Origin of the sequence: Mucilaginibacter rigui (assembly GCF_014773275.1) — a bacterium.
In the GTDB taxonomy this organism is placed as follows: domain Bacteria; phylum Bacteroidota; class Bacteroidia; order Sphingobacteriales; family Sphingobacteriaceae; genus Mucilaginibacter; species Mucilaginibacter rigui_A.
In genome coordinates this window covers 137,822-157,954 of sequence record NZ_JACWMW010000005.1, presented here as the reverse complement: position 1 = coordinate 157,954, position 20,133 = coordinate 137,822, and the positions used below count along the sequence as shown (strand labels likewise).

Genomic DNA, 20,133 nt, shown 5'->3' with positions numbered 1-20,133 from the left:
CCTTGATTCGACCTTTTCCGGCTTCGCAATGCCAATAAAAAGCGAATAAGGGTTTAACGACATTCTTCCGGATAGGCTCAGGATTCCATTACTCCCCCCAGGCAGTAATAACCAGTCGCCTTGTGCCACCATGGTTACGGTGTTCGCATAAATAGATGCCTTGCCAGGTCCCGAGGGCCAGCCGCCCGTTGCGGATAGGGATGGTTACCGAGCAACCCAGCATGGCCGCCTTGAGGTGCGCGGGCATATCGTCGGGGCCTTCATCATCATGTCGGTAGTCGGGGTCGTTCTCGGGTACAGCTTTGTTAAAGTACATTTCAAAATCCTGCCTTACGGTAGGGTCGGCATTTTCATTGATGCTTAACGAAGCCGATGTATGCTGTATAAACACCTGGCAAATGCCTGTTTTAATGTCATGGAGTTGCGGCAGCGCTTCTATAACCTCATAAGTAATGATATGGAAGCCCCTGCGTTTTTGGGGCAGATCAAGCGTTTGCTGAAAAATTTTCATACAGGTAAGATATATAATATTATACAACCCAAAAGGGTAACAAGTTCTTAAAAACCTCAATAACCGGGTTTTGGCGTACTACATATGTAGTATTTTGATAATAAATCGCTTTTAGCGAAGCAATAGTGTCTACATTCAGGGTAATAATTAAAACCATATCATGTACCGTATCCCCTTAACCGTACTGTTTATTGCATTTATCAGCCTTAACATATCGGCACAAACTACCAGGCAACTACTTGATTCGGCCCGGGCTAATAAAACCAAAGATTTCGCTAAAGTTATTGCTTATTCAACAAAAGCCTACGAAAAAGCAAAGGCGGATAAGCAAACCAAGCTTGAGGCCGAAGGCGCGTTTGTACGTGGCCTGGGTAATTACCTGTCTGGCAAGTATGATGAGTGCCTGCGCTGGTACTTTGAATCTGAACGCCTTTACACAAGCGTAAAAGATACCAGCGGCCTGGCCGAGCTATATTCTGATATGACCATTTTTTACCTGCGTGTAAAAAAGTTTAAGGAGGCAGATGAGGTAAGTAAAAAGGCTATACAATATGCAGCTGCCATAAACAATAAAAGGCAACTGCCAACCGCCGTAAACAACCGTGGCTTGATGTTTTTAGACAGCGAAAAACTTGATAGTGCCATTGTATATTTTAAAAACAGTTATGAGCTGTATAAAAACATAAACGATAAGCTGGGCATGTCGTACGCGCTCGATTATCAGGCCTCGGCGCTCTCTGGCAAAAACGAGCTGGATGCTGCGTTAAGGGCACTTGGCGAAAGCAAACAACTACGGGCAGGCGTAGGCGATAAAGTGGGCGAGGTGCTGGCCATTACCAATATGGGCGAGATATACCTTAAACAAAACCGGTTTAAAGAAGCTACCCAAAATTTCCTGCAAACGGTTAGCGGTGCAAAGGCATTAAAATATACCGAGCTTGAGCTGTACGGTTATGAAATACTTGGGCAAACTTACGCCGCACAGGGTTTATTTAAACAGGCGTATGGCTATCAAAAGCAGCACCTTGAGCTAAAAGAAAAGGCAATGGATGCCAAGCATAACAAGGATATTGAAGAACTGCAAACCAGGTACGAAACCGTTAAAAAAGAACAGCAGAACAAACTGCTCACCGCCCAGTCAAAAGAGCAGCAGGCCGAGCTTAGCCGCAACCAGATAGGTATATATGCCTTAATTGCAACTATCGTTTTTACAGCCATTATATTTTACCTTGTTTACAACAGGTACAGGGTTAAGCAACAGGCACGTTTCCGCGAGGCCATGCTGGAAGAAGAACACCTGCGCGCCCGGGGCATTATGGACGCCGAGGAGAACGAACGCCAGCGCCTTGCCCGCGAACTGCACGATGGTATTGGCCAGTTACTTTGCAGCGCACGCCGGCAGCTGGAGTTTGCGCAACTGGATGGGGCTAATAATGCAGATGATAATGCCGCCCTGCAAATGCTGGACGATTCGATAAAAGAGGTGCGCGACCTCTCGCACAGTATGATGCCGCCATATATCCTTAACAAAAACCTGCGGGAGGCAATTGAAGAGTTTATATGCAGGATAAACAATAAGGAACTGGTAAATATTTATACCGAATGGGTAAATACAGATGTAATTGCCATTGATAAAACAACCACGCTTATGCTTTACCGCAGCGTTCAGGAGATCATATCAAACGTGTTTAAACACGCCAGGGCAAAAAATATCCATATTGAACTGGTGAACCATGATACCGAACTAACCCTGATGATAGTAGATGATGGTATTGGTTTTGATAAGGAAACGCTGTTTAAAACCAGTAAAGGCCTGGGGCTCAAAAATATTGAATCGCGTATTGCCTATATTGGCGGCAGCCTTGATATTGATACCATGCCCGGCAAAGGTGTAACCTATGTAATAGAATTGCCTTTGCTGAGCGTGGCCTGATAGCGTTAACATTGGCCACGCCCTATAAACTGTAATGCTTAGGGCCTGTAAGTTTGTTATATGCAAAAGTCTTTCCTAATAGGTTAATGTTACATATCAAAACAATCTAAAAGGTATCTGCTTATATCTATAAATTACGTATGAATATGGAAATAAAACCCGCAGAGCTGTACAGAGACGAAGTAATTGAGCTATTAGCTGCTCAAGAATTACCGACAGTTGATCTACCTGGATTGCTTAACAACTTTTTTGTAGCGATAGATAATAACGCCATAACAGGAGTTGTGGGTTTAGAAATTTATGGTAATTATGGTTTATTACGTTCGTTGGCGGTTAACAGCAGTTTAAAAAATAAGGGTATTGGCGCTGCATTGCTTAAAAGAATAGAAACGCTGGCTACAGAGAAAGGGCTCGGTGCAATTTATTTGCTCACCGAAACCGCTAAAGATTACTTTGAGTATAAAGGATATGAGCACATTGCCCGTATGGATATCCCGGAAGAAGTAAAAGCGGCATCAGAATTTACGCATGTTTGCCCGGACACTGCCGTGGCCATGCAAAAATCATTGTAACTTTAGGGAGGGTTTAATATCACCAATATGACAACAAAAGAAACCTTTAGCCTGCACGGTAAAAACCTGGTCAATAAAGTTAAAGAGCTTATTGAAGAGGGCAACATTACCAGCATCAGTATTAATGATAAATACGGAAAAACATTGGCTCATTTTCCGTTAACTATTGGGGTGGTGGCTGCAGTTGTAGCACCGGTATTGGCAGCAATTGGCGCATTAGCCATATTTGTTGGCGAATGCAGCCTGGTGGTTGAACGGGAAGTGGATGATGAAGAGGCGAAAAAGCCCGAATAAGCTATCAGGCCTTTTTTAGCTTTATAGTAAATGCGGAGCCTACCCCGGGTTTGCTTTCGGCAGTTATGCTGCCGCCGTTTATTTCTACAAACTCCTTACACAATAACAGCCCAAGGCCGGTACCGGCTTCGTTGCCTGTGCCGCGTGTGCTTTCTGTACCACGGTTAAACAAATTTTTTAATTTGTTGGGCTCTATACCAATCCCGCTGTCATTTACGGTAATGGCTACCTCAGTATCACTAATTGCCGTATTTATCAAAACCTCTCCGCCCGGTTTACTGAATTTTATAGCATTTGATAATAAATTACGTATAATAAATTCAAAATGGTCGGCATCAGCTGTAACTACTGTATCAGCAGCTACCGCGTTAATTATCCTGATGCCTTTTGTATCGGCAACTCCCGAAAGAAAGATCACCGCACGTTGTACTAAGGGGTTTACCTGCAGGGCTGTTTGGTTTAGGGGGATACCTTTTATTTGCATTTGCCCCCACCTAAGTAAACTATCAAGGGTTTCTAAAGATGCCGTTGTATTTATTTCAAGGCGTTGCAGTATCTCTTTACGTTGTTCTGGTTCAAGGTCGTCATCAATGATCTGTAACAGGTTAAGTACCGATATAAAAGGCGAACGTAAATCATGCCCCAGTACTGAAAATAGCTTATCCTTAACCGTATTTGATTCCTGCAGATCGGCATTTGTTTTGTGAAGCAAATGGTTTAGGTGGCGCGTTTTGAAATAATAAAAAGCCAAAATAATAAGGATGATGATAACCCCGGCCAGTATTATTAGTGTAACCTTGCGCTCAAGCCCCTGTTTGTTATTTGCAAAACGCAATTCCTGCACACGGGCCTTTGACTGGTTTAGCTCAAAAGCATCCTGCAGGCTTACTATCTGTTTTGACATTTTCTTGTAGAAGAACTCATCAGCCAATTGGTATTGCTTTTTACGCGCGTTATAAGCCGCTTTATAATCCTGCTGATGTTCATAAATATCGGCAATAGCGTTCAGTTCGTCTATTTGTTCTTTATAGGCGTTCTTATTTTCAGATAATTGCAGGGCCTGTTTCCAATAGAATAAGGAATTTGCAGGGTCGGCCTTGCCATAAGTAGTTGCCAGGCCGGTTAGGGTTTGTATCTGGCGTATGTAATTGTTTATCTTCCGGGCTTTATCAAGTGCCGATTTTTGCAGTTCGATAGATGTTTTAATGTCGCCCTCTTTAGCATATACCGATGCAAGCGTATTGATTAGGGTAATATTTAGTCCCTGGTATTGGGGTACATTGCTTAGTTCAATGCCTTTTAATAAATAAGGCTTCGCCTCGGCAAATTTGCCTGTTTCGCGATAGGCTATGCTGATATCATTAAAAAGGTTAAGAGACAGGTTTGAAAAGGGGATGCTATCGTTTATTTTTTCGGCAGTGCGGTAATAACTGATGGCTTCGGGATATTTCTTTTGACCGGCAAAAGCCTCGCCCAGTGTAATATAGCTTTCCATTTGGCCAAGCAGGTTGCCATTGTGCTGGCTTAAATCAAGCGACCTTAAAAAGTATTCAATGGCTTTATCGTACTGGCCTTTGCGCAACTCAACCACACCCAGGCGAATGTTCTCTGTAGCCATGCCTTTTGTATGGCCTGCCTGTTTATAAAGTTCAAGAGATTTCAGGTATTTTTTTCGAGAATCATCATACTGCCCTAAATTATCATCTATCATCCCCAGCTGATTAAGCATCAGGGCCTGCCCGGGTAAATTTTTTAATTGTTTGGCAAGGTTAAGCCCAATGTTTGCAAAGTAAATGGCCGAGTCGGGCTTGTCGTACCGATAACGGGAAATTAACTTATTGTAATGTTCAATTGTATCTGCAACAGGTTGGGCGGCGCATAACGTTTGCGGGGCAGTAGCTAAAAGTATAATAACAGCAATACTTCTATAAAAACACATAGGTATATGCAAACGCAATTTCAATTATATAGTTTATTTAGCGCCAGTAATTAAGGGGATCAAATATACCAAATTATACGTTTTTATTGGGCCTGGTTGCTCTGTTTTTCAATTTTTAGTTAATTTTGAACCATGTATTAATGTAATATTATCTTATCAAAAAGTTAACAATTAATCAAACAACTTACACGTATTTTTGTCATAACAATATAATCTTAAAGCAATATGGTGATCTTAAAAGTTGGTACAGAAAACGAAACCGAGAAGCACGTTGAAATTGTTACTGAAAGAGGTGTATGGGGAAGCGGCGCATACAAAATATTTGCAGCAAAATTCCTGAATAAACTTTACCATAAGGATGTTCCACACGAACCTACAGATAGCAACGACCCGAATTTTTTGGGTGAGATAAGCATTGACAAAGAAAAAGAGAAATGGGAATACAAAGGCACTAAACTAAAAATGCCCGAGTTGAAAAAAATAGTTGATTTTATTTTCGACTATAACGCGCCCGACGCGGTTTATTAATAGGTGCCATTTTAATTTACATCGCTTAAAAAAGTACAGCCTGTTATAGTTAGTAAAGGCATGTACAATTTTAAGCGATGTAAATATATATCAATACAGTCCGGCCCTGTTATGCTGTTTGGCAATTTCAATAGTTATCCTGATTTTTATACTTCAGGTAGGTTCCAAATGGGCTATAGCCAAGTAAACGGATCGCTGGTTGTGATATAACTAACCTTTACGCCATTTAATTTTGGCTGAAGCCAATCTACAAAATATTCCATACCGGCTTGTTCACTCAAAGCGTGGCCCAATATTATTAAAGCCATGTTAGAGCCCATTGCCCGTGCATCACGTATGTATTCGGCAGTTTCCCATTCAGAGAGCTCGCCAACAACCAATACATCAGGTTTATCCTTTTCGGCGTGCCCAACCTGCTCCTGGCCGCCCCATGCGCCCGGCAATAATGTAACACGACTGCATTTTTGTTCGGGGTTGCCAATAATGCGCAGGTGCGCTATCCCCAGCGATGTTTTAAAATGCTGAACCAGCTGCTGTAACGTAACAGGGGGGATGGTAATGGTTGCTTCGCCGGTTTTGAAATAAGGTAACCAGTTTAGTTTTTTTACAGTTCCGTAGCTTATAGCATCAGGTTTTAGGGAATGGATATAATCATGAAAACGCCATACGGTAATGTTATGCTTTTTGAGCAATGCCTGTTTTTGTTTAACAACGGTGTTGTCTTTCACCCAATCGGGGTTATCAGTATGGTTATAAAAGGTGGGTTCGTGCGCTATAATAAAGTTAGCATTCAGCTTTGCTACCTGTTTTATAATATCAACCGTGGCAAACATAGTGGTAACTATGCCGGTAACAACCTGGTTTGCCGAGCCTGATTTTAGCGTATCAACCGTATCGGGGATAGGCGAGAGGTTGCCTTCCTTTATGATCAGGTCAATAACCTGCTGAACGGTATATTGCTTTGGGGGATATAGTATGCCATCTGCCAGCGCAGGTTTAACGGATAATAATGCTAATCCCCCGGCTGATATGGCCGAAGCAGCGATAAATTTTCTGCGCGATAAGGTGTTGTTAACCGGCTTTTTCATCAAGTATTATGTAATATGCTAACTGCAATATATTAAATATACCTGTTAGTTTATCATTTTTGCTTTTATAGAACAGTTACCGTAACTTTATGTTGCTAGCATATGGAAAATTCAGGAAACGTTTTAGTGGCAACCGGTCCGCATGATGGTGATAACCTATCTATAGCGGGCGGTATTTACCGCATACTGGTGAGTGGCAAACAAACCAATGGTGCGTTTGCAGTGATAGAAATGTCGGTACCTGCAGGCGGTGGGCCCGGGCCGCATGCACATGCTGGTTTCCAGGAATCGTTTTATGTGATAGAAGGAGAGGTAGAGGTGAAAACCGAAGAAACAACGTTCACGGCAACCAAAGGCGCTTTTGTAAATATCCCGTTGGGTGGTATGGTGCATTGTTTCAAAAATAAATCGGCTAACCTGGCCAAATTACTTTGCACTGTTGTACCCGCCGGGCTCGAAGAAATGTTTATGGAAATTGGCAAGCCGGTAAAAGCGGGTGAATATATAGCCCCGCAACCTATTGATGAAGAAACCCTGAAGAAGTTTACAGCAATTGCCGAAAAATATGGGCAAAAGCTTTTCCCGCCCAATTATCTGGGATAAGATCATTCTGAATCCCCGTCTTCCGCCTCCTCAGTTTTTTCGGGCTTTATATTAGCTTTTAGCATTACACGCCCTTTTTTGGTTAGGCCGTAAGTTTCTTTTTTGCCTTTACCATCCGGTTTAAAAATATCTATCAGGGTATATGATCTTAGCTTGGCAAGCTCGTCTTTAGTAAGGTTACCCGCCGCGCCGGTAGTAGCTATTTTGTGTAATGCGGTAATTATATCTTCGTGCTTCATAAAGTGCAAATGTAGGGATTTATAATCGCCGGTGAATGTTACTTAACTTCCTGTACTTTAAAATCCTCAAATGTAACATCAAAATGCTGTTTGCCAGGGGCGGCCGCTACCATACCTATCATAGCCTTTACATTTGGCGGGAAATAGGCCAGGCGAAGCATATCGTATTTTACACCATCAAAAGAGTATTTGATCTCTACATAATCGCCTTTGCGCAACAGTTTTAGCCAAACAGATTTTGGGCTGTCATGCCTTGGCACTACCGACCAGTCGGACACCTCCCGGGTAACCACTGCGCTTACATTTTGTACACCGTCTACATACTCAATACCGGTTTTTATCCAATTTTTATTATCAATACGCACCATAAGGCCTGCCTGGTGGAACAGTTCCTGGTACGCCCCGGTAATTTTTACGCTTGCCTCAAAGTTGCCTGCTTGTTCTGTATAATAGAATGGGCCGTTATCTCTTTTAAAACCATAATGTGTTACCTGCCAGTAATCAGTGCCAGGGTCAACGGTCATTTTTAAGGTGTTACCCTCCACAGCCGATTTAACAGGTTTACTATACCATTTCATAGATGTTAAGGATTGTGCAAATGTAGCGGAACAAAAAAGTGTAAATACAACAAGCAGGGCAGATGTTTTCATGCCCAAAGCTATCAAATTCTGAAGAATACAGCTAATAGGATAACAAAATCAAAATAGCCTGTTTAGTTGGCGAATAGTTAAACAGAAAATATTCTCCGGGGAACCCGAATAATCCATATCTTGGTTTGATTTTGAGTGGTAAGCTTTTGCCCCAAAGTCAAAACCTTATTAATATACTATATACACGTGTTAGATACTATTACCTGCAAAAATTGTACAAGCCCTGTTACAGATAAATATTGTTCTAATTGTGGCCATGCCAGATCATTAAAAAGGGTAGATGCGCATTATGTGTCGCACGAAATTCAACACCTGCTACATTTCGAAAAAGGGATCTTATATACAGTTAAGGAGCTTTTGATCTACCCGGGGAGAAGCATCAGGGAGTTTATTAGCGATAACCGCGAGCGCCTGGTAAAGCCCATTGTTTTTATAATCATTACCTCGCTAATATATTCTTCCATCAATCATTTTTTCCATGTAGAGGAAGCGTATATAAATTATACAGGTCCAAAAAAGTCTGCCATATTCCACATCTTCGGCTGGGTAGAAGGCCATTACGGGTATGCCAATATCATCATGGGGATATTTATCGCTTTTTGGTTAAAGCTGTTTTTTAGAAAATATAACTATAACTTTTTTGAGATATTAATTTTGCTATGCTTTGCTATAGGCATGGAGATGCTCATCTTTTCCGTTTTCGCCATTGTTGAAGCTTTGTTAAAGATTAAGCTTATGCAGATATCAACTGTTATCTGCATGGCCTATTGTACCTGGGCCATCGCTCAGTTTTTTAACGGGAAAAAGGTATCAGATTACGTAAAATCGTTTTTTGCCTACCTGCTGGGCCTATTTACATTTTCTGTAGCTGCTTTGCTGCTGGGCGTTTTGATTGATATGCTTATTAAGCATTAAACACCCCGGGTTTATTACGAGCGCGTATTTCACTCAATTTGTCATCCTAAAATGATCTTTTAAAATAACAGAACGCTCATTCCGTTATTGCTATATATTTGCGGAACGATTATTCCAATTAATAAATAATTGTTCACAAAAATGAAAAAATTAGAAAACAAAGTAGCAGTAGTAACCGGCGCCTCTAAAGGCATTGGCGCAGGTATAGCAAAAAGCCTTGCAGCAGCAGGCGCATCGGTAGTGGTAAATTACTCGTCATCAAAAGAAGGCGCCGATAAAGTTGTTGAAGAGATTGTAGCAGCAGGCGGTAAAGCCATCGCGGTACAGGGCAGCGTGGCTAAACAAGCGGATGTTACCCGTTTGTTTGAAGAAACCACCAAAGCATTTGGCCCTACAGATATACTGGTAAATAACGCCGGTGTGTACGAATTTGGCCAGATAGGGCAGATAACCGAAGATCATTTTCACAATCAGTTTGATACCAACGTGCTTGGGTTATTGTTAACCACACAAGCTGCCGTAGCAAACTTCAATACAAATGGTGGCAGTATCATCAATATTGGGTCGGTAGTGAGTGCTATTACCCCTGCAGGCAGTGCTGTTTATTCAGCAACAAAAGGCGCGGTTGATGCTATTACACACGTATTGGCAAAAGAGCTTGGTCCTAAAAACATCAGGGTAAACTCAATTAACCCGGGCATGGTTGAAACCGAAGGTACGCATGCTGCGGGCTTTATTGGCAGCGACTTCCACCACGAAGCCGTTAAAACCACACCGCTGGGCAGGATCGGTCAGCCGGAAGATATCGCGCTGATAGCAGTTTTCCTGGCGTCAGACGATTCGCGCTGGTTAACAAACGAAACCCTGCTTGCAGGTGGCGGTGTTAGATAATACCTGCTTTTAATAAATATATTTAAATGAATAGCTTTGCTTAATTTTAAGCAAAGCTATTCCTGTTATGGCAAGAACGAAAGATTTTGATGAAAACGAAGTGCTGGCTAAGGCGGTTAACCTTTTTTGGCTAAAGGGTTATAATGCCACCTCCATGCAGGACCTTGTAGACGAGCTCGGCATCAGCCGATCCAGCTTATATGACACCTATGGGGATAAACACAGCTTGTTTATAAAAGCGCTGGAGAGTTACCAGTGCACCAATACCGGTAAGTTTGTACAGATCATTGAAGGCAATACATCTGCGAAAGAAACCATCAAAGCCCTGCTTGATTTTGTTGTTAGCAACCTGCTGAACGATAAAAGCCAAAAAGGCTGCTTTATTGTAAATGCAGAAGTAGAGGTGGCCCTGCATGATAAAGAAGTGAGCGAGATGATCCAAAAGAACGACCAGGCGGTAGAAGATTCGTTTTTCCGGGCGATTGAAAAAGGACAGGAGAGTGGCGAGATAGCCAAAACACAAAATGCGCGTGCCCTGGCCCGGTTCCTGTTTAATACGGTGAAGGGCATACAGGTAACTGCGAAATCGACCACCGAGCGGGCCGTTTTTGACGATATTATTAATTCGGCGTTGTTGGTGTTGGGGTAAAGGTGGTAGCCTATTCAACAAATTGTCACTCATTCCAGAAATAACCTTAATTTTAATGCAATCAATTCTGTTACCCAATTTATAATTTAATAGGTTTAATACATGAAAAGGTCTGTTTTACTGTTGTTGTTATTTATCTCTTTATCAGGCTACTCGCAAACCACCATTAATAATTATAAATATGTGGTAGTGCCCGAAAAATTTACGCAGTTTAAAGATGCTTATCAGGATATGCTAAAAAGCCTCACTAAAGGACTTTTAGAGTATAAAGGGCTTACAGTTTATCTTGAAAATGCCGACATGCCATCTGAAGTAGCCAACAATAAATGCCAAACGCTAAGCGCCGATCTGTTGGAAAAAAGCGGGATGCTCACCACCGAAATCACGCTTATATTAAAAGATTGCAAAGGTAATGTTGTTTATAAAAGTAATGCCGGCAAAAGCCGGGAGAAGGATTATAAAACAGCCTATAATATAGCTTTAAGGGATGCTTTTACCTCTGTTTCGTACAGTTATAGCGGGCCGGCTGCTGAGGCATCGCAGCCAACTGTTACAGCAGCAATAACACCCGAAAAACAAACGCCGGTAACCCAAGCCGTGCAAGCACCTGTAAAACCATCGGCGGCGGCAGCTCCAATAACGCCGGTACAATCAACCGAAAAGGTAACCAGCCGCCCGGCCGGTACATTGTATGCACAGGCCATTGCCAACGGTTACCAGTTGATAGATACCACCCCAAAAATAGTTTTAACCCTGCTTAAAACATCCGCAGAAAACGTTTACATAGCCAGTAATGCAGATACCAGCGGTATAGCACTCAAAAAAGGCGACGAATGGTTTTTTGAATATTACAAGGGCGGCAAGCTTGTTTCAGAAAAATTATCGGTTAAATTTTAATCGTTATTCCCCGTGTTGGTTGTTGCTTTTGAGCCTTTAATTATAAAAAAAACAGAGGCTGCAAAAACGATGAAGTAAACAATTGCCAGTGCCGGTTTCTCAAACTTGAAGTTTTCATAATCGAATTGTTTATGCAATGCTACGCCCAAAATAATTGCTATGATACTAAAAGTAAACAGCGGCGCCTTATTATTTTCCATGTTTTAATGATTTAAGTAAATTAATGCTTTAAAAGAGTTGTAATATCAATTAATTGCAAAGCATAAAAATATAAGAATTTCAAAAAAATGGAGCCGTAATTCTAAAAGAATTTTGAGAGCCTGTTAGCTGTTTGCCAGATCAATTAACCAAACTCTTTTTAAACTGGTTAGGGCTTAAGCCTGTTTCCTTTTTAAAAAGCCTCGAAAAATAGGGCAGGTTTTCAAAACCGAGCTCGTACGCTATTTCTGATACCCGCTGGTCGTCGCTCTTTAATCGGTTCTTGGCCTCGTTAACCAGGTAAATATGGATTAGTTCTATAGCAGTTTTGCCGGTTTCCTGTTTAAGCATATCGCTCAGGTAACGCGGCGAAAGGTTGAGCTGCGATGCCATAACATTCACACTCGGCAAGCCCAGCGTAACCAGTAACCCGTTTGCAAAGTAGGCAGCCAGGGCATCATTAAATTTAGATACTGTTTTGCCCGATAGCTGGGTGCGGTTTATAAACTGGCGCTTATAAAAGCGCTGCGAGTATTTCAGCATCGAATCGATATGCGTTAGTATGATATCGCGGCTGTACTCGTCGGTATTGTTGTGGTACTCTGCGTCTAACTTGTGGTAAAGGTCCCACATAATTTGCTCCTCGGATGGCGAAAGGTGCAGCGCTTCGTTGGCTTCGTAGTCAAAAAAAGCGTATTTATTCATCTCGGTATGCAAAATGTGGCCATTCAAAAAATCCTCGTGTATAAATATGATGAACGCGTCTTCCTCAAACTCCACACCCTGAAATTCAATAACCTGGCGTGGTTTAATGAACATCATACTACCGTTATCGTGGTCGTACTCCGTACGGCCATACATAATCTGGCCCGACTTCAGTTTCTTAAACCCGATCATATAAAAATCTGACGTGAACTCCCTGTCGCCGAGGCCGCAGGTTTGTGTACATCTGTAAAGACTAAATAACGGGTTTTCAGGCATTGGGAAACCGTTTGCACGGTGCATATCCGCTAAATTTTTATAGTGTTGCATGGTTATACAAGTTACACAAATCTACGCCGTAATACGGCGTAGATCAGTCAAAACAATATCATTTAAACAGGTTATTTACCGTGTGCGGCAGATGCAACCTCGTTCCAGTTCTCCCATTCGGCAAAACGGCCTTCGTAAGTTTGTTTTACCCAGGGGTAAGCCACTTTACCAAGGAATAAACGCAGGGGAGGGGTTTCACTGTCTATCAGTTTCAGTACCGCTGGGGTTGTGGCCTCCGGTACACCGAAAATATCATCCGTTAACCCTGCCTGGAAAGCCGCCCGTACGGCATTATACTCGGGCATAGCAACAGTTCGCGCAGACGATGCGCCCGCCCAGTCGGTTGCAAAACCATTAGGTTCAATTAGTGAAACGTTAATGCCAAAGCCTTTTACTTCGGCGGCTAATGTTTCGCTCAAACCTTCTACCGCAAATTTAGAGGCATTGTATAAGCCCAGTACCGGTAAAGTAACCAGCCCTAACACGCTTGATACCTGGATGATGTGACCGTGTCCCTGTTGGCGCATTACAGGCAATACCGCCTGTGTAAGCCATAGTAAACCAAAAAAGTTGGTTTCCATTTGTTCGCGTGCTTCTTTTTCGCTTGTTTCTTCAACGCTGCCAAACAGGCCATAACCCGCGTTGTTGATCAGCACGTCAATACTGCCAAAGTGCTCTTTAGCTTTTTGGATAGCTGCGATATCGGCAGCGCGGTCGTTAACATCCAGTTGCAGCGGTAAAATATTATCACCGTATTTGCTCACCAGATCGTTGAGTGTACTCAGGTCGCGTGCTGTTGCTATTACTTTATCGCCTCGTTGCAAAAGTGCCTCGGCCCATAGTTTACCGAAGCCACGTGAGGCGCCGGTAATAAAAATTGTTTTTGCCATTGTTGTTGTTTTAAAATGTTAAGGCAAAGTTATATGGGCGCGCGGCGTGCAGTTTATACAGAAGTAGGTAAGATTGATACATATTTACCGTGTTAACCGCTTTTGGTCACAATGTACCCTTGTTTTGTCGCATATACACCCTACGCGTTGTGGTCATAATATTGAGATTTGTATCATAACAAAACCAATTTCTAATAAACTGTAACAGGAGGAAAATGACATGAGAAAAATAATTGTTTTATCGTTTATAACTTTAGACGGCGTAATGCAGGCTCCAGGCGGCCCGGAAGAAGATCCATCAGGCGGCTTTAAATATGGTGGTTGGACCGCACCCTATGGTGACGAGGCTTCGGGCAAGGCCATGCAAAAACAACTGGAACCTGCAGACCTTCTTTTGGGCAGGAAAACATTCGACATTTTTGAATCATACTGGCCCCGGCATGCAGAGCACTGGCCGGGCGTAAATGAGGTTGCCAAATATGTACTCTCTAATACCGTTGAAAAGTCGGACTGGAACAATTGTATATTCCTTACCGGTGTGGAAGATATCAAAAAGCTTAAAAGATCAGAGGGATCCGACCTTAAAATTTGGGGAAGCAGCGAGCTTGTTCAGCTACTGTTAAAGCATGATCTGGTTGACGAGTTCTGGCTTAATATTCACCCTGTAGTGTTAGGTAAAGGCAAACGATTGTTTGACGACAGCGCCGCACCGGCAGCATTTACCATTGCAGAAAGTACAGTTACCCCAAGCGGCGTTATCCTGGTTAATTATAAAAAGGCAGGAGAGGTTAAAACAGGTACAGTAGGCGAATAAAAAGGTTAAAACAACAACAATGAGAAAGATCAGAATATTTGAACAGATCTCGCTGGATGACTTTTGTTGATTTTATTACCGCGCTTACAGGTTGGTTTGTGAACACTTACAGGCATATTGGGCGCTGAAAAATAATATTTCGATATTGTCACAAACACCATCCCTGGCAATAGCCTGGGGCCGAAGTAGAACCGGTATAGAACAAAAAAGCCCGATACGGACATGTATCGGGCTTTAGTACTCAGAGCGGGAATCGAACCCGCACTCCTTTAACGGGAACAGGATTTTAAGTCCTGCGTGTCTACCAGTTCCACCATCTGAGCAGGTGATTAACCTTTTAACAATAAATCCCTCCGGGTTATGAAGGGATTTGAGCGAAAGACGAGATTCGAACTCGCGACCCCGACCTTGGCAAGGTCGTGCTCTACCAACTGAGCTACTTTCGCGTTGGTATTTCCTGCTTTGCATTACTGCGTTTGCGGGAGTGCAAATATAGACAGAAATGAATGTTCTGCAAGGAAAAATTAAACTTTTTTTTAAGTTTTTTATAACTCGCTGTTTTTCAAAACCTCTGCGGCAAGCTCGGGCTCAAAACCTCTGCTTAAAGCGTACTGTTGCAGTTTATACCTGCGTTTGTAAGGGTCTTTTTCGGTTAATGTGGCTTCCTTTTTCTCAATTAAACGGCTTAAAGCGCCCATATAGTCGCTGGCATCAATAGTTAAAAGCGCCTTTTTTATGAGCACCGGCGATACATTTTTCAGTTTCAACCCTTGCTTTATCTTAATTCGACCCCAGGCTTTCTGGCTGAATTTGCCTTTTACATAAGCTTTGGCAAAGCGTTCCTCGTTCAGGTAATTCTCGCCAATCAGCCTCGTGATGATGTTTTCTACGGCGTCTGTCCACAGTCCCCATTCATATAATTTATTGCGCACTTCCTGCTGCGACCGCTCCTGGTAGGCGCAGTAATGTTCTGCCTTGGCCATAGCAACGTTTATATCGGTAATTTTTACTTTTTTAGGGGTATCCATCAAAACCAAAATTCGTTAAAAATTCTTCTATTCATAGAAATATAAGCAAATTCGTGTCATGCAACATTCTTACGCTATTAGTGATATAAAACAGGTTATAAATGCAGGTGGTAATATAGTAGATGATACCATCATAAACACCCTGCTTACCGATAGCCGCCGTATAAATAACCCCGCAGGTTCGTTATTTTTTGCATTAGATGGCCGGAGGGACGGCCACGAATTTATTGCCGATGCTTACACCGCAGGTGTGCGCAATTTTGTGGTAAACCATAGGCCCGATACCATTATGCCCGATGCCAATTTCCTGGTGGTAGCCGATGTATTGGCAGCATTGCAGGCATTAGCTGCTCATCATCGTAAGCAGTTTAATTTGGATGTTATAGGCATTACCGGCAGTAATGGCAAAACCATTGTAAAAGAGTGGCTGTACCAATTAATGAGCCCCGAAAAAAGCATTGTACGCAACCCCAAGAGTTATAATTCGCAAATAGGGGTGCCTGTTTCTGTTTGGCAGGTAAACGAAACGCATAACCTTGGCATATTTGAGGCGGGTATCTCAACCACCGGCGAAATGGATAAACTGGAAGCCGTTATACAACCTACTATTGGGGTGCTTACCCATATTGGTACTGCGCACGATGAAGGCTTTGAATCGCCGGAAGAAAAACTGTCTGAAAAACTAAAACTGTTTAAAAACTGCAAGCAGCTCATCTATAATTACGAAGCGCTGATAGATCATAAAGACGAACTGAAAACCCGTGAGTGCTTCTCCTGGAGCCGCAAGTTTAACCAGGTAGATCTGTATGTTTTCAGCGAAACTACCATATCCGGTAAGTATTATATGCGCGCCATGTATAAGGAAAAGGAGATTGAATGCCTGTTACCGTACCGGGATGAAGCATCTGTAGAAAATGCTATTGTTTGCTGGGCAACCATGCTGGCCATGGGTTATAGCCCGGTTGATGCCGACGACCGGATTGAACGCCTCGCTGCCGTAAGCATGCGCCTGGAACTTAAACATGGAATTAACGATTGTTCTATTATTGATGATTCTTATAACTCCGACATCCAGTCGCTTGAAATTGCGTTGAACTTTTTGAACCAGCAAAACCAGCACCAAAAGAAAACGCTGATCCTTTCGGATATCTATCAGTCAGGCTTGCAACGGGATGCTTTATACAAACAGGTGGCCCAACTGGTAACCACCAAACATGTCGACCGCTTTATTGGCGTAGGTACATCTTTACAAGAGTATGCATCACTGTTTAACCTGCCCCAAACTCATTTTTATGCCGATACAGCCGCTTTATTAAAAGAGCTTGGCAAGCTGCACCTGCAGGAAGAAACCATCCTGATAAAAGGATCGCGCAGCTTTGAGTTTGAAAAGATAAGCCGCGCACTGGTGCAAAAGGCTCATGAAACCGTTTTAGAGATAAACCTGAACACCCTGCTCAGCAACCTTAACTTTTATAAAGGCAGGCTAAAACCCGGTGTTAAAATAATGGCCATGGTAAAGGCTTTCTCGTACGGCAGCGGCACTTTCGAGGTGGCCAATATGCTGCAATACAACAAGGTTGATTACCTTGCGGTTGCCTATACCGATGAAGGCGTGGAGCTTCGCGAGAATGGTATAACCATGCCCATAATGGTGCTTAACCCCGAGCCTGAATCGTATGATAAGCTGGTAGTTAATAAGTTAGAGCCTGCTATTTATAGTTTTAGTTTATTTGACGAATTTGTGAAATTTGCGCAGGGCGAAGACATCATCAACTACCCGGTGCACATTAAAATAGATAGCGGTATGCACCGCGTTGGGTTTGAAGCCTTTGAGGTAGAAACGCTTTGCGACCTGCTGGAGATCAACCAATATATCCGGGTGCAGTCGGTTTACTCGCACCTGGTAGCCAGTGATGCCGAGCAGCACGATATGTTTACCATGCAGCAGATCAAGATCTTCGAAACGGCTTACAAGCAGATAGAAGACGCTTTGGGGTATACGGTTATTAAGCATATCAGCAATACATCGGGTATTACCCGCTGGCCAAATGCGCAGTATGATATGGTTAGGCTGGGGATCGGTCTGTACGGTGTTGACGCAGCCGTGCCGCGCGAAGAAAGCGGATTGCAGCCTGTCGCCACGTTAAAAACTACGATATCGCAGGTGAAAAAAGTGGCCGCGAATGAAACCATTAGCTATAACCGCAACGGTAGCCTTAAAACTGATGGTAAAATAGCCACCGTGCGTATTGGTTATGCCGATGGCTATTTGCGTGCTTTTGGTAACGGTGTTGGCCGCATGCTGGTTAACGGCACGCTTGTACCTACTGTTGGCAACATTACCATGGATATGTGTATGCTTGATGTAAGCAACGTGGAGGTAAAAGAAGGCGACGAGGTTATTGTGTTTAATGAGCAACAACGGATTGAGGAACTTGCCCTGCAAATAGGTACCATCCCTTATGAAATATTAACAAACATTTCACAAAGGGTAAAAAGAGTGTACTTTTACGAGTAAATGTGCAGATATGCAGATTTTGAATGTGCAGATTTAAGATGGATATGCCAATCACTAAGTCGCTCATTCACTAAATCACTAATTATTTTCGGATGAAGAGAATATTCGGCGCCCTGCTTAATTACTTTATTAAAGGCCTTTTGATAGTTGTGCCTCTTGGCGCAGCTTTCTTCCTGATCTTCTGGATCGTATCGCGGATTGATACTTCGCTTAACCTGAGCAGCGAGATATTGGTTGACAGCCAGGGTAAACCGCTTTACATCCCCGGCTTGGGTATTTTAAATGTAATTGTGATCATCCTGATAGCGGGGATACTGGTTACCAACGTTATTACCGATCCTATTAAAAAATGGTTTGCCCGCTGGCTGAACCGCCTGCCGCTCTTTAAATTCCTCTATTCATCCATTAAGGACCTTACTGAAGCTTTTGTAGGCGAGGAGAAGAAGTTTAACGAGCCCGTTTTAGTTGAAGTAAACGAATTTGGGTTGAAGAAAATAGGTTTCCTTGTTCAAAAGGATATGAAGTCTATCGACCTGCCCGGCGAAGTTGCGGTATATTTTCCCATGTCGTACTCGTTTGCGGGGCAGGTGGTTATTGTATCGGCAGATAAAGTAAAACCTATTAACCGCAACGCTGCCGATGTGATGAAGTTTGTGATATCAGGCGGGGTTAGCGGGTTACATTAAGTTAGTCTCGGGCAGTTTATGCGAATCGTTTTTTTTCTTAAAGCTTCTTATCGTTAAAATAACGCTGATAAACATCAGTATCGCACCCAATAAAAACGGCGCACCGGGGAAATATACCGAAGCTCCTTTTATGGTGAAATGATGGAATAACGTGGTCATCATCAGCGGGCCAATAATGGTTGTTAGGCTTACCAGGCTGGCAAGCGCGCCCTGTAGTTCGCCCTGCTCATTGGCGGGTACATTATCAGATATAAAGCCCTGTAGCGCAGTACCGCCTATACCACCCAGGCAATAAGGGATCATGTAAACATACATCAGCCAGCCCACGTTGTTAAATGCGATAAGCACAAGCCCTATACCGTAAAAAGCTATGCCTGCCAGTATATTTTTCCGCAAGCCAAACTTAGGGATCGTCCAGCGGACAAAGCCTCCCTGTATGCCTGCTATAAGCAGGCCTATAAAGATCCCCAGCGCCCCAATGCTTTGCGTAGTCCACTGGAATTTTTCTATCACATAAAAAGGCAATACACCTTCCACCGCTTTCTGGCCAATATAAACTACCGTATATGCTGTAATCAGCGTGCTTATGGCTAACGAATATTTTCTCAACCTTAACAGTGAGCCCACGGGGTTCGCACGTTTCCACTCAAACCTGCGCCTGTTTTTTATCGCCAATGATTCGGGCAGTACAAAAAAGCCGTATAGGGCGTTCAGCAAGGCAAGCCCTGCGGCTACAATAAACGGCAGCCTTATCCATATAGCGCCTAAAAAACCACCAAGGCCAATACCTAAAATAAATCCCAGGCCTGTTGCTGCACCTATCAGGCCAAAGTTGGCAGCCCTTTTCTCGCCGGTACTTACATCGGCTATGTAAGCTGTTGCTGTTGTGGTGCTGGCCCCGGCAATACCTGCTATCAGCCTGCCTGCAAAAAGCCAGGCAATAGTAGGGGCAAAGGCCATAAAAAGGTAATCGATACCGAACCCAAAAAGGGAAAAAAGCAACACAGGCCTGCGGCCTATCAGATCGCTCAGGTTACCTAACACGGGTGCAAACAAAAACTGCATAGATGCGTAGGTGAAAGTGAGGTAACCGCTATACTGGCTGGCCATACTAATATCAACATGGCCAAGTTCTTCCAGTAATTTGGGCAGGATAGGGATAATAACACCTAAACCCAGTACATCAATAAATATGGTGACGAAAATAAATCCTAAAGCGGCTTTGCCATGTTGGGCGGGTTTACTCATATAAAGTATG

The 20,133-nt window shown here is 43.0% G+C and carries 22 protein-coding genes and 2 tRNA genes; 12 read left to right on the top strand and 12 right to left on the bottom strand.

Going from position 1 to position 20,133, the window contains the following annotated elements:
* Positions 1 to 88: 88 nt before the first annotated feature.
* Complete coding sequence (locus IDJ75_RS19190; protein WP_191177271.1) at positions 89 to 511, bottom strand: secondary thiamine-phosphate synthase enzyme YjbQ; 423 nt, start codon at positions 509 to 511, stop codon at positions 89 to 91.
* Positions 512 to 671: 160 nt separating this feature from the next.
* Here IDJ75_RS19190 and IDJ75_RS19185 point away from each other — a divergent pair, with 160 nt between their 5' ends.
* From IDJ75_RS19185 to IDJ75_RS19175, 3 genes are all read left to right on the top strand, one after another.
* On the top strand, positions 672 to 2,444 hold the full coding sequence (locus IDJ75_RS19185) for an ATP-binding protein (protein WP_191177270.1): 1,773 nt from the start codon (positions 672 to 674) through the stop codon (positions 2,442 to 2,444).
* Positions 2,445 to 2,590: 146 nt separating this feature from the next.
* Positions 2,591 to 3,016: an arsenic resistance N-acetyltransferase ArsN2 gene (gene arsN2, locus IDJ75_RS19180; RefSeq protein ID WP_191177269.1), complete on the top strand. Its 426-nt coding sequence runs from the start codon at positions 2,591 to 2,593 to the stop codon at positions 3,014 to 3,016.
* A gap of 27 nt (positions 3,017 to 3,043) precedes the next feature.
* On the top strand, positions 3,044 to 3,310 hold the full coding sequence (locus IDJ75_RS19175) for a DUF4342 domain-containing protein (RefSeq protein WP_191177268.1): 267 nt from the start codon (positions 3,044 to 3,046) through the stop codon (positions 3,308 to 3,310).
* A gap of 4 nt (positions 3,311 to 3,314) precedes the next feature.
* On the opposite strand, the gene IDJ75_RS19170 is transcribed toward IDJ75_RS19175, so the two are convergent.
* Complete coding sequence (locus tag IDJ75_RS19170) at positions 3,315 to 5,249, bottom strand: tetratricopeptide repeat-containing sensor histidine kinase (RefSeq protein ID WP_191177267.1); 1,935 nt, start codon at positions 5,247 to 5,249, stop codon at positions 3,315 to 3,317.
* Positions 5,250 to 5,474: 225 nt separating this feature from the next.
* Here IDJ75_RS19170 and IDJ75_RS19165 point away from each other — a divergent pair, with 225 nt between their 5' ends.
* Complete coding sequence (locus IDJ75_RS19165; RefSeq protein ID WP_191177266.1) at positions 5,475 to 5,777, top strand: hypothetical protein; 303 nt, start codon at positions 5,475 to 5,477, stop codon at positions 5,775 to 5,777.
* 173 nt (positions 5,778 to 5,950) lie between these two features.
* On the opposite strand, the gene IDJ75_RS19160 is transcribed toward IDJ75_RS19165, so the two are convergent.
* Positions 5,951 to 6,865 carry a Nif3-like dinuclear metal center hexameric protein gene (locus IDJ75_RS19160; protein ID WP_191177265.1) on the bottom strand — a complete coding sequence of 305 codons (915 nt, stop codon included), beginning with the start codon at positions 6,863 to 6,865 and terminating at the stop codon, positions 5,951 to 5,953.
* A 102-nt stretch (positions 6,866 to 6,967) separates the two neighbouring features.
* On the opposite strand from IDJ75_RS19160, the gene IDJ75_RS19155 reads away from it, so the two are divergent.
* Complete coding sequence (locus IDJ75_RS19155; RefSeq protein ID WP_191177264.1) at positions 6,968 to 7,468, top strand: cupin domain-containing protein; 501 nt, start codon at positions 6,968 to 6,970, stop codon at positions 7,466 to 7,468.
* A gap of 2 nt (positions 7,469 to 7,470) precedes the next feature.
* Here IDJ75_RS19155 and IDJ75_RS19150 read toward each other — a convergent pair whose 3' ends face one another.
* Positions 7,471 to 7,707 carry a hypothetical protein gene (locus tag IDJ75_RS19150; RefSeq protein WP_191177263.1) on the bottom strand — a complete coding sequence of 79 codons (237 nt, stop codon included), beginning with the start codon at positions 7,705 to 7,707 and terminating at the stop codon, positions 7,471 to 7,473.
* 38 nt (positions 7,708 to 7,745) lie between these two features.
* A complete protein-coding gene (locus IDJ75_RS19145; protein ID WP_191177262.1) occupies positions 7,746 to 8,285 on the bottom strand; it encodes a DUF1349 domain-containing protein in 540 nt (179 codons plus the stop codon).
* A gap of 363 nt (positions 8,286 to 8,648) precedes the next feature.
* Between IDJ75_RS19145 and IDJ75_RS19140 the strand changes: the two genes are divergently transcribed.
* From IDJ75_RS19140 to IDJ75_RS19125, 4 genes are all read left to right on the top strand, one after another.
* Positions 8,649 to 9,272 carry a DUF3667 domain-containing protein gene (locus IDJ75_RS19140; RefSeq protein WP_317173794.1) on the top strand — a complete coding sequence of 208 codons (624 nt, stop codon included), beginning with the start codon at positions 8,649 to 8,651 and terminating at the stop codon, positions 9,270 to 9,272.
* Positions 9,273 to 9,413: 141 nt separating this feature from the next.
* Complete coding sequence (locus IDJ75_RS19135) at positions 9,414 to 10,163, top strand: SDR family NAD(P)-dependent oxidoreductase (RefSeq protein WP_191177261.1); 750 nt, start codon at positions 9,414 to 9,416, stop codon at positions 10,161 to 10,163.
* Between the two features lie 67 nt (positions 10,164 to 10,230).
* Entirely contained in the window at positions 10,231 to 10,812 is a 582-nt protein-coding gene (locus IDJ75_RS19130; protein ID WP_191177260.1) for a TetR/AcrR family transcriptional regulator, read from the top strand.
* Between the two features lie 102 nt (positions 10,813 to 10,914).
* Entirely contained in the window at positions 10,915 to 11,709 is a 795-nt protein-coding gene (locus IDJ75_RS19125) for a hypothetical protein (RefSeq protein WP_191177259.1), read from the top strand.
* Here the strand turns inward: IDJ75_RS19125 and IDJ75_RS19120 are convergent.
* The 3 genes from IDJ75_RS19120 to IDJ75_RS19110 form a co-directional block, all read right to left on the bottom strand.
* Positions 11,706 to 11,909 carry a hypothetical protein gene (locus tag IDJ75_RS19120; protein ID WP_191177258.1) on the bottom strand — a complete coding sequence of 68 codons (204 nt, stop codon included), beginning with the start codon at positions 11,907 to 11,909 and terminating at the stop codon, positions 11,706 to 11,708. The genes IDJ75_RS19125 and IDJ75_RS19120 overlap by 4 nt on opposite strands.
* 139 nt (positions 11,910 to 12,048) lie before the next feature.
* A complete protein-coding gene (locus tag IDJ75_RS19115) occupies positions 12,049 to 12,939 on the bottom strand; it encodes a helix-turn-helix domain-containing protein (protein WP_191177257.1) in 891 nt (296 codons plus the stop codon).
* 71 nt (positions 12,940 to 13,010) lie between these two features.
* The gene (locus IDJ75_RS19110; RefSeq protein ID WP_191177256.1) at positions 13,011 to 13,829 is read right to left on the bottom strand and encodes an SDR family NAD(P)-dependent oxidoreductase; all 819 of its coding nucleotides are present in this window, start codon (positions 13,827 to 13,829) and stop codon (positions 13,011 to 13,013) included.
* A 220-nt stretch (positions 13,830 to 14,049) separates the two neighbouring features.
* Here IDJ75_RS19110 and IDJ75_RS19105 point away from each other — a divergent pair, with 220 nt between their 5' ends.
* Complete coding sequence (locus IDJ75_RS19105) at positions 14,050 to 14,643, top strand: dihydrofolate reductase family protein (protein WP_191177255.1); 594 nt, start codon at positions 14,050 to 14,052, stop codon at positions 14,641 to 14,643.
* A gap of 238 nt (positions 14,644 to 14,881) precedes the next feature.
* Here the strand turns inward: IDJ75_RS19105 and IDJ75_RS19100 are convergent.
* The 3 genes from IDJ75_RS19100 to IDJ75_RS19090 all read right to left on the bottom strand — a co-directional run bounded on the left by IDJ75_RS19100 (position 14,882) and on the right by IDJ75_RS19090 (position 15,671).
* A tRNA-Leu gene (locus IDJ75_RS19100) sits at positions 14,882 to 14,966 on the bottom strand.
* A gap of 50 nt (positions 14,967 to 15,016) precedes the next feature.
* Positions 15,017 to 15,089: transfer RNA gene (locus tag IDJ75_RS19095), tRNA-Gly, on the bottom strand.
* 99 nt (positions 15,090 to 15,188) lie between these two features.
* On the bottom strand, positions 15,189 to 15,671 hold the full coding sequence (locus IDJ75_RS19090; RefSeq protein WP_191177254.1) for a regulatory protein RecX: 483 nt from the start codon (positions 15,669 to 15,671) through the stop codon (positions 15,189 to 15,191).
* Positions 15,672 to 15,729: 58 nt separating this feature from the next.
* Here IDJ75_RS19090 and IDJ75_RS19085 point away from each other — a divergent pair, with 58 nt between their 5' ends.
* Complete coding sequence (locus IDJ75_RS19085) at positions 15,730 to 18,189, top strand: bifunctional UDP-N-acetylmuramoyl-tripeptide:D-alanyl-D-alanine ligase/alanine racemase (protein ID WP_191177253.1); 2,460 nt, start codon at positions 15,730 to 15,732, stop codon at positions 18,187 to 18,189.
* Positions 18,190 to 18,281: 92 nt separating this feature from the next.
* The gene (locus tag IDJ75_RS19080) at positions 18,282 to 18,875 is read left to right on the top strand and encodes a DUF502 domain-containing protein (protein WP_191177252.1); all 594 of its coding nucleotides are present in this window, start codon (positions 18,282 to 18,284) and stop codon (positions 18,873 to 18,875) included.
* Here IDJ75_RS19080 and IDJ75_RS19075 read toward each other — a convergent pair.
* Positions 18,867 to 20,123 (bottom strand): TCR/Tet family MFS transporter, encoded by a 1,257-nt coding sequence (locus tag IDJ75_RS19075; protein ID WP_191177251.1) that lies wholly within the window; start codon positions 20,121 to 20,123, stop codon positions 18,867 to 18,869. The two genes, IDJ75_RS19080 and IDJ75_RS19075, sit on opposite strands and share 9 nt — an antisense overlap.
* Between the last annotated feature and the right edge of the window lie 10 nt (positions 20,124 to 20,133).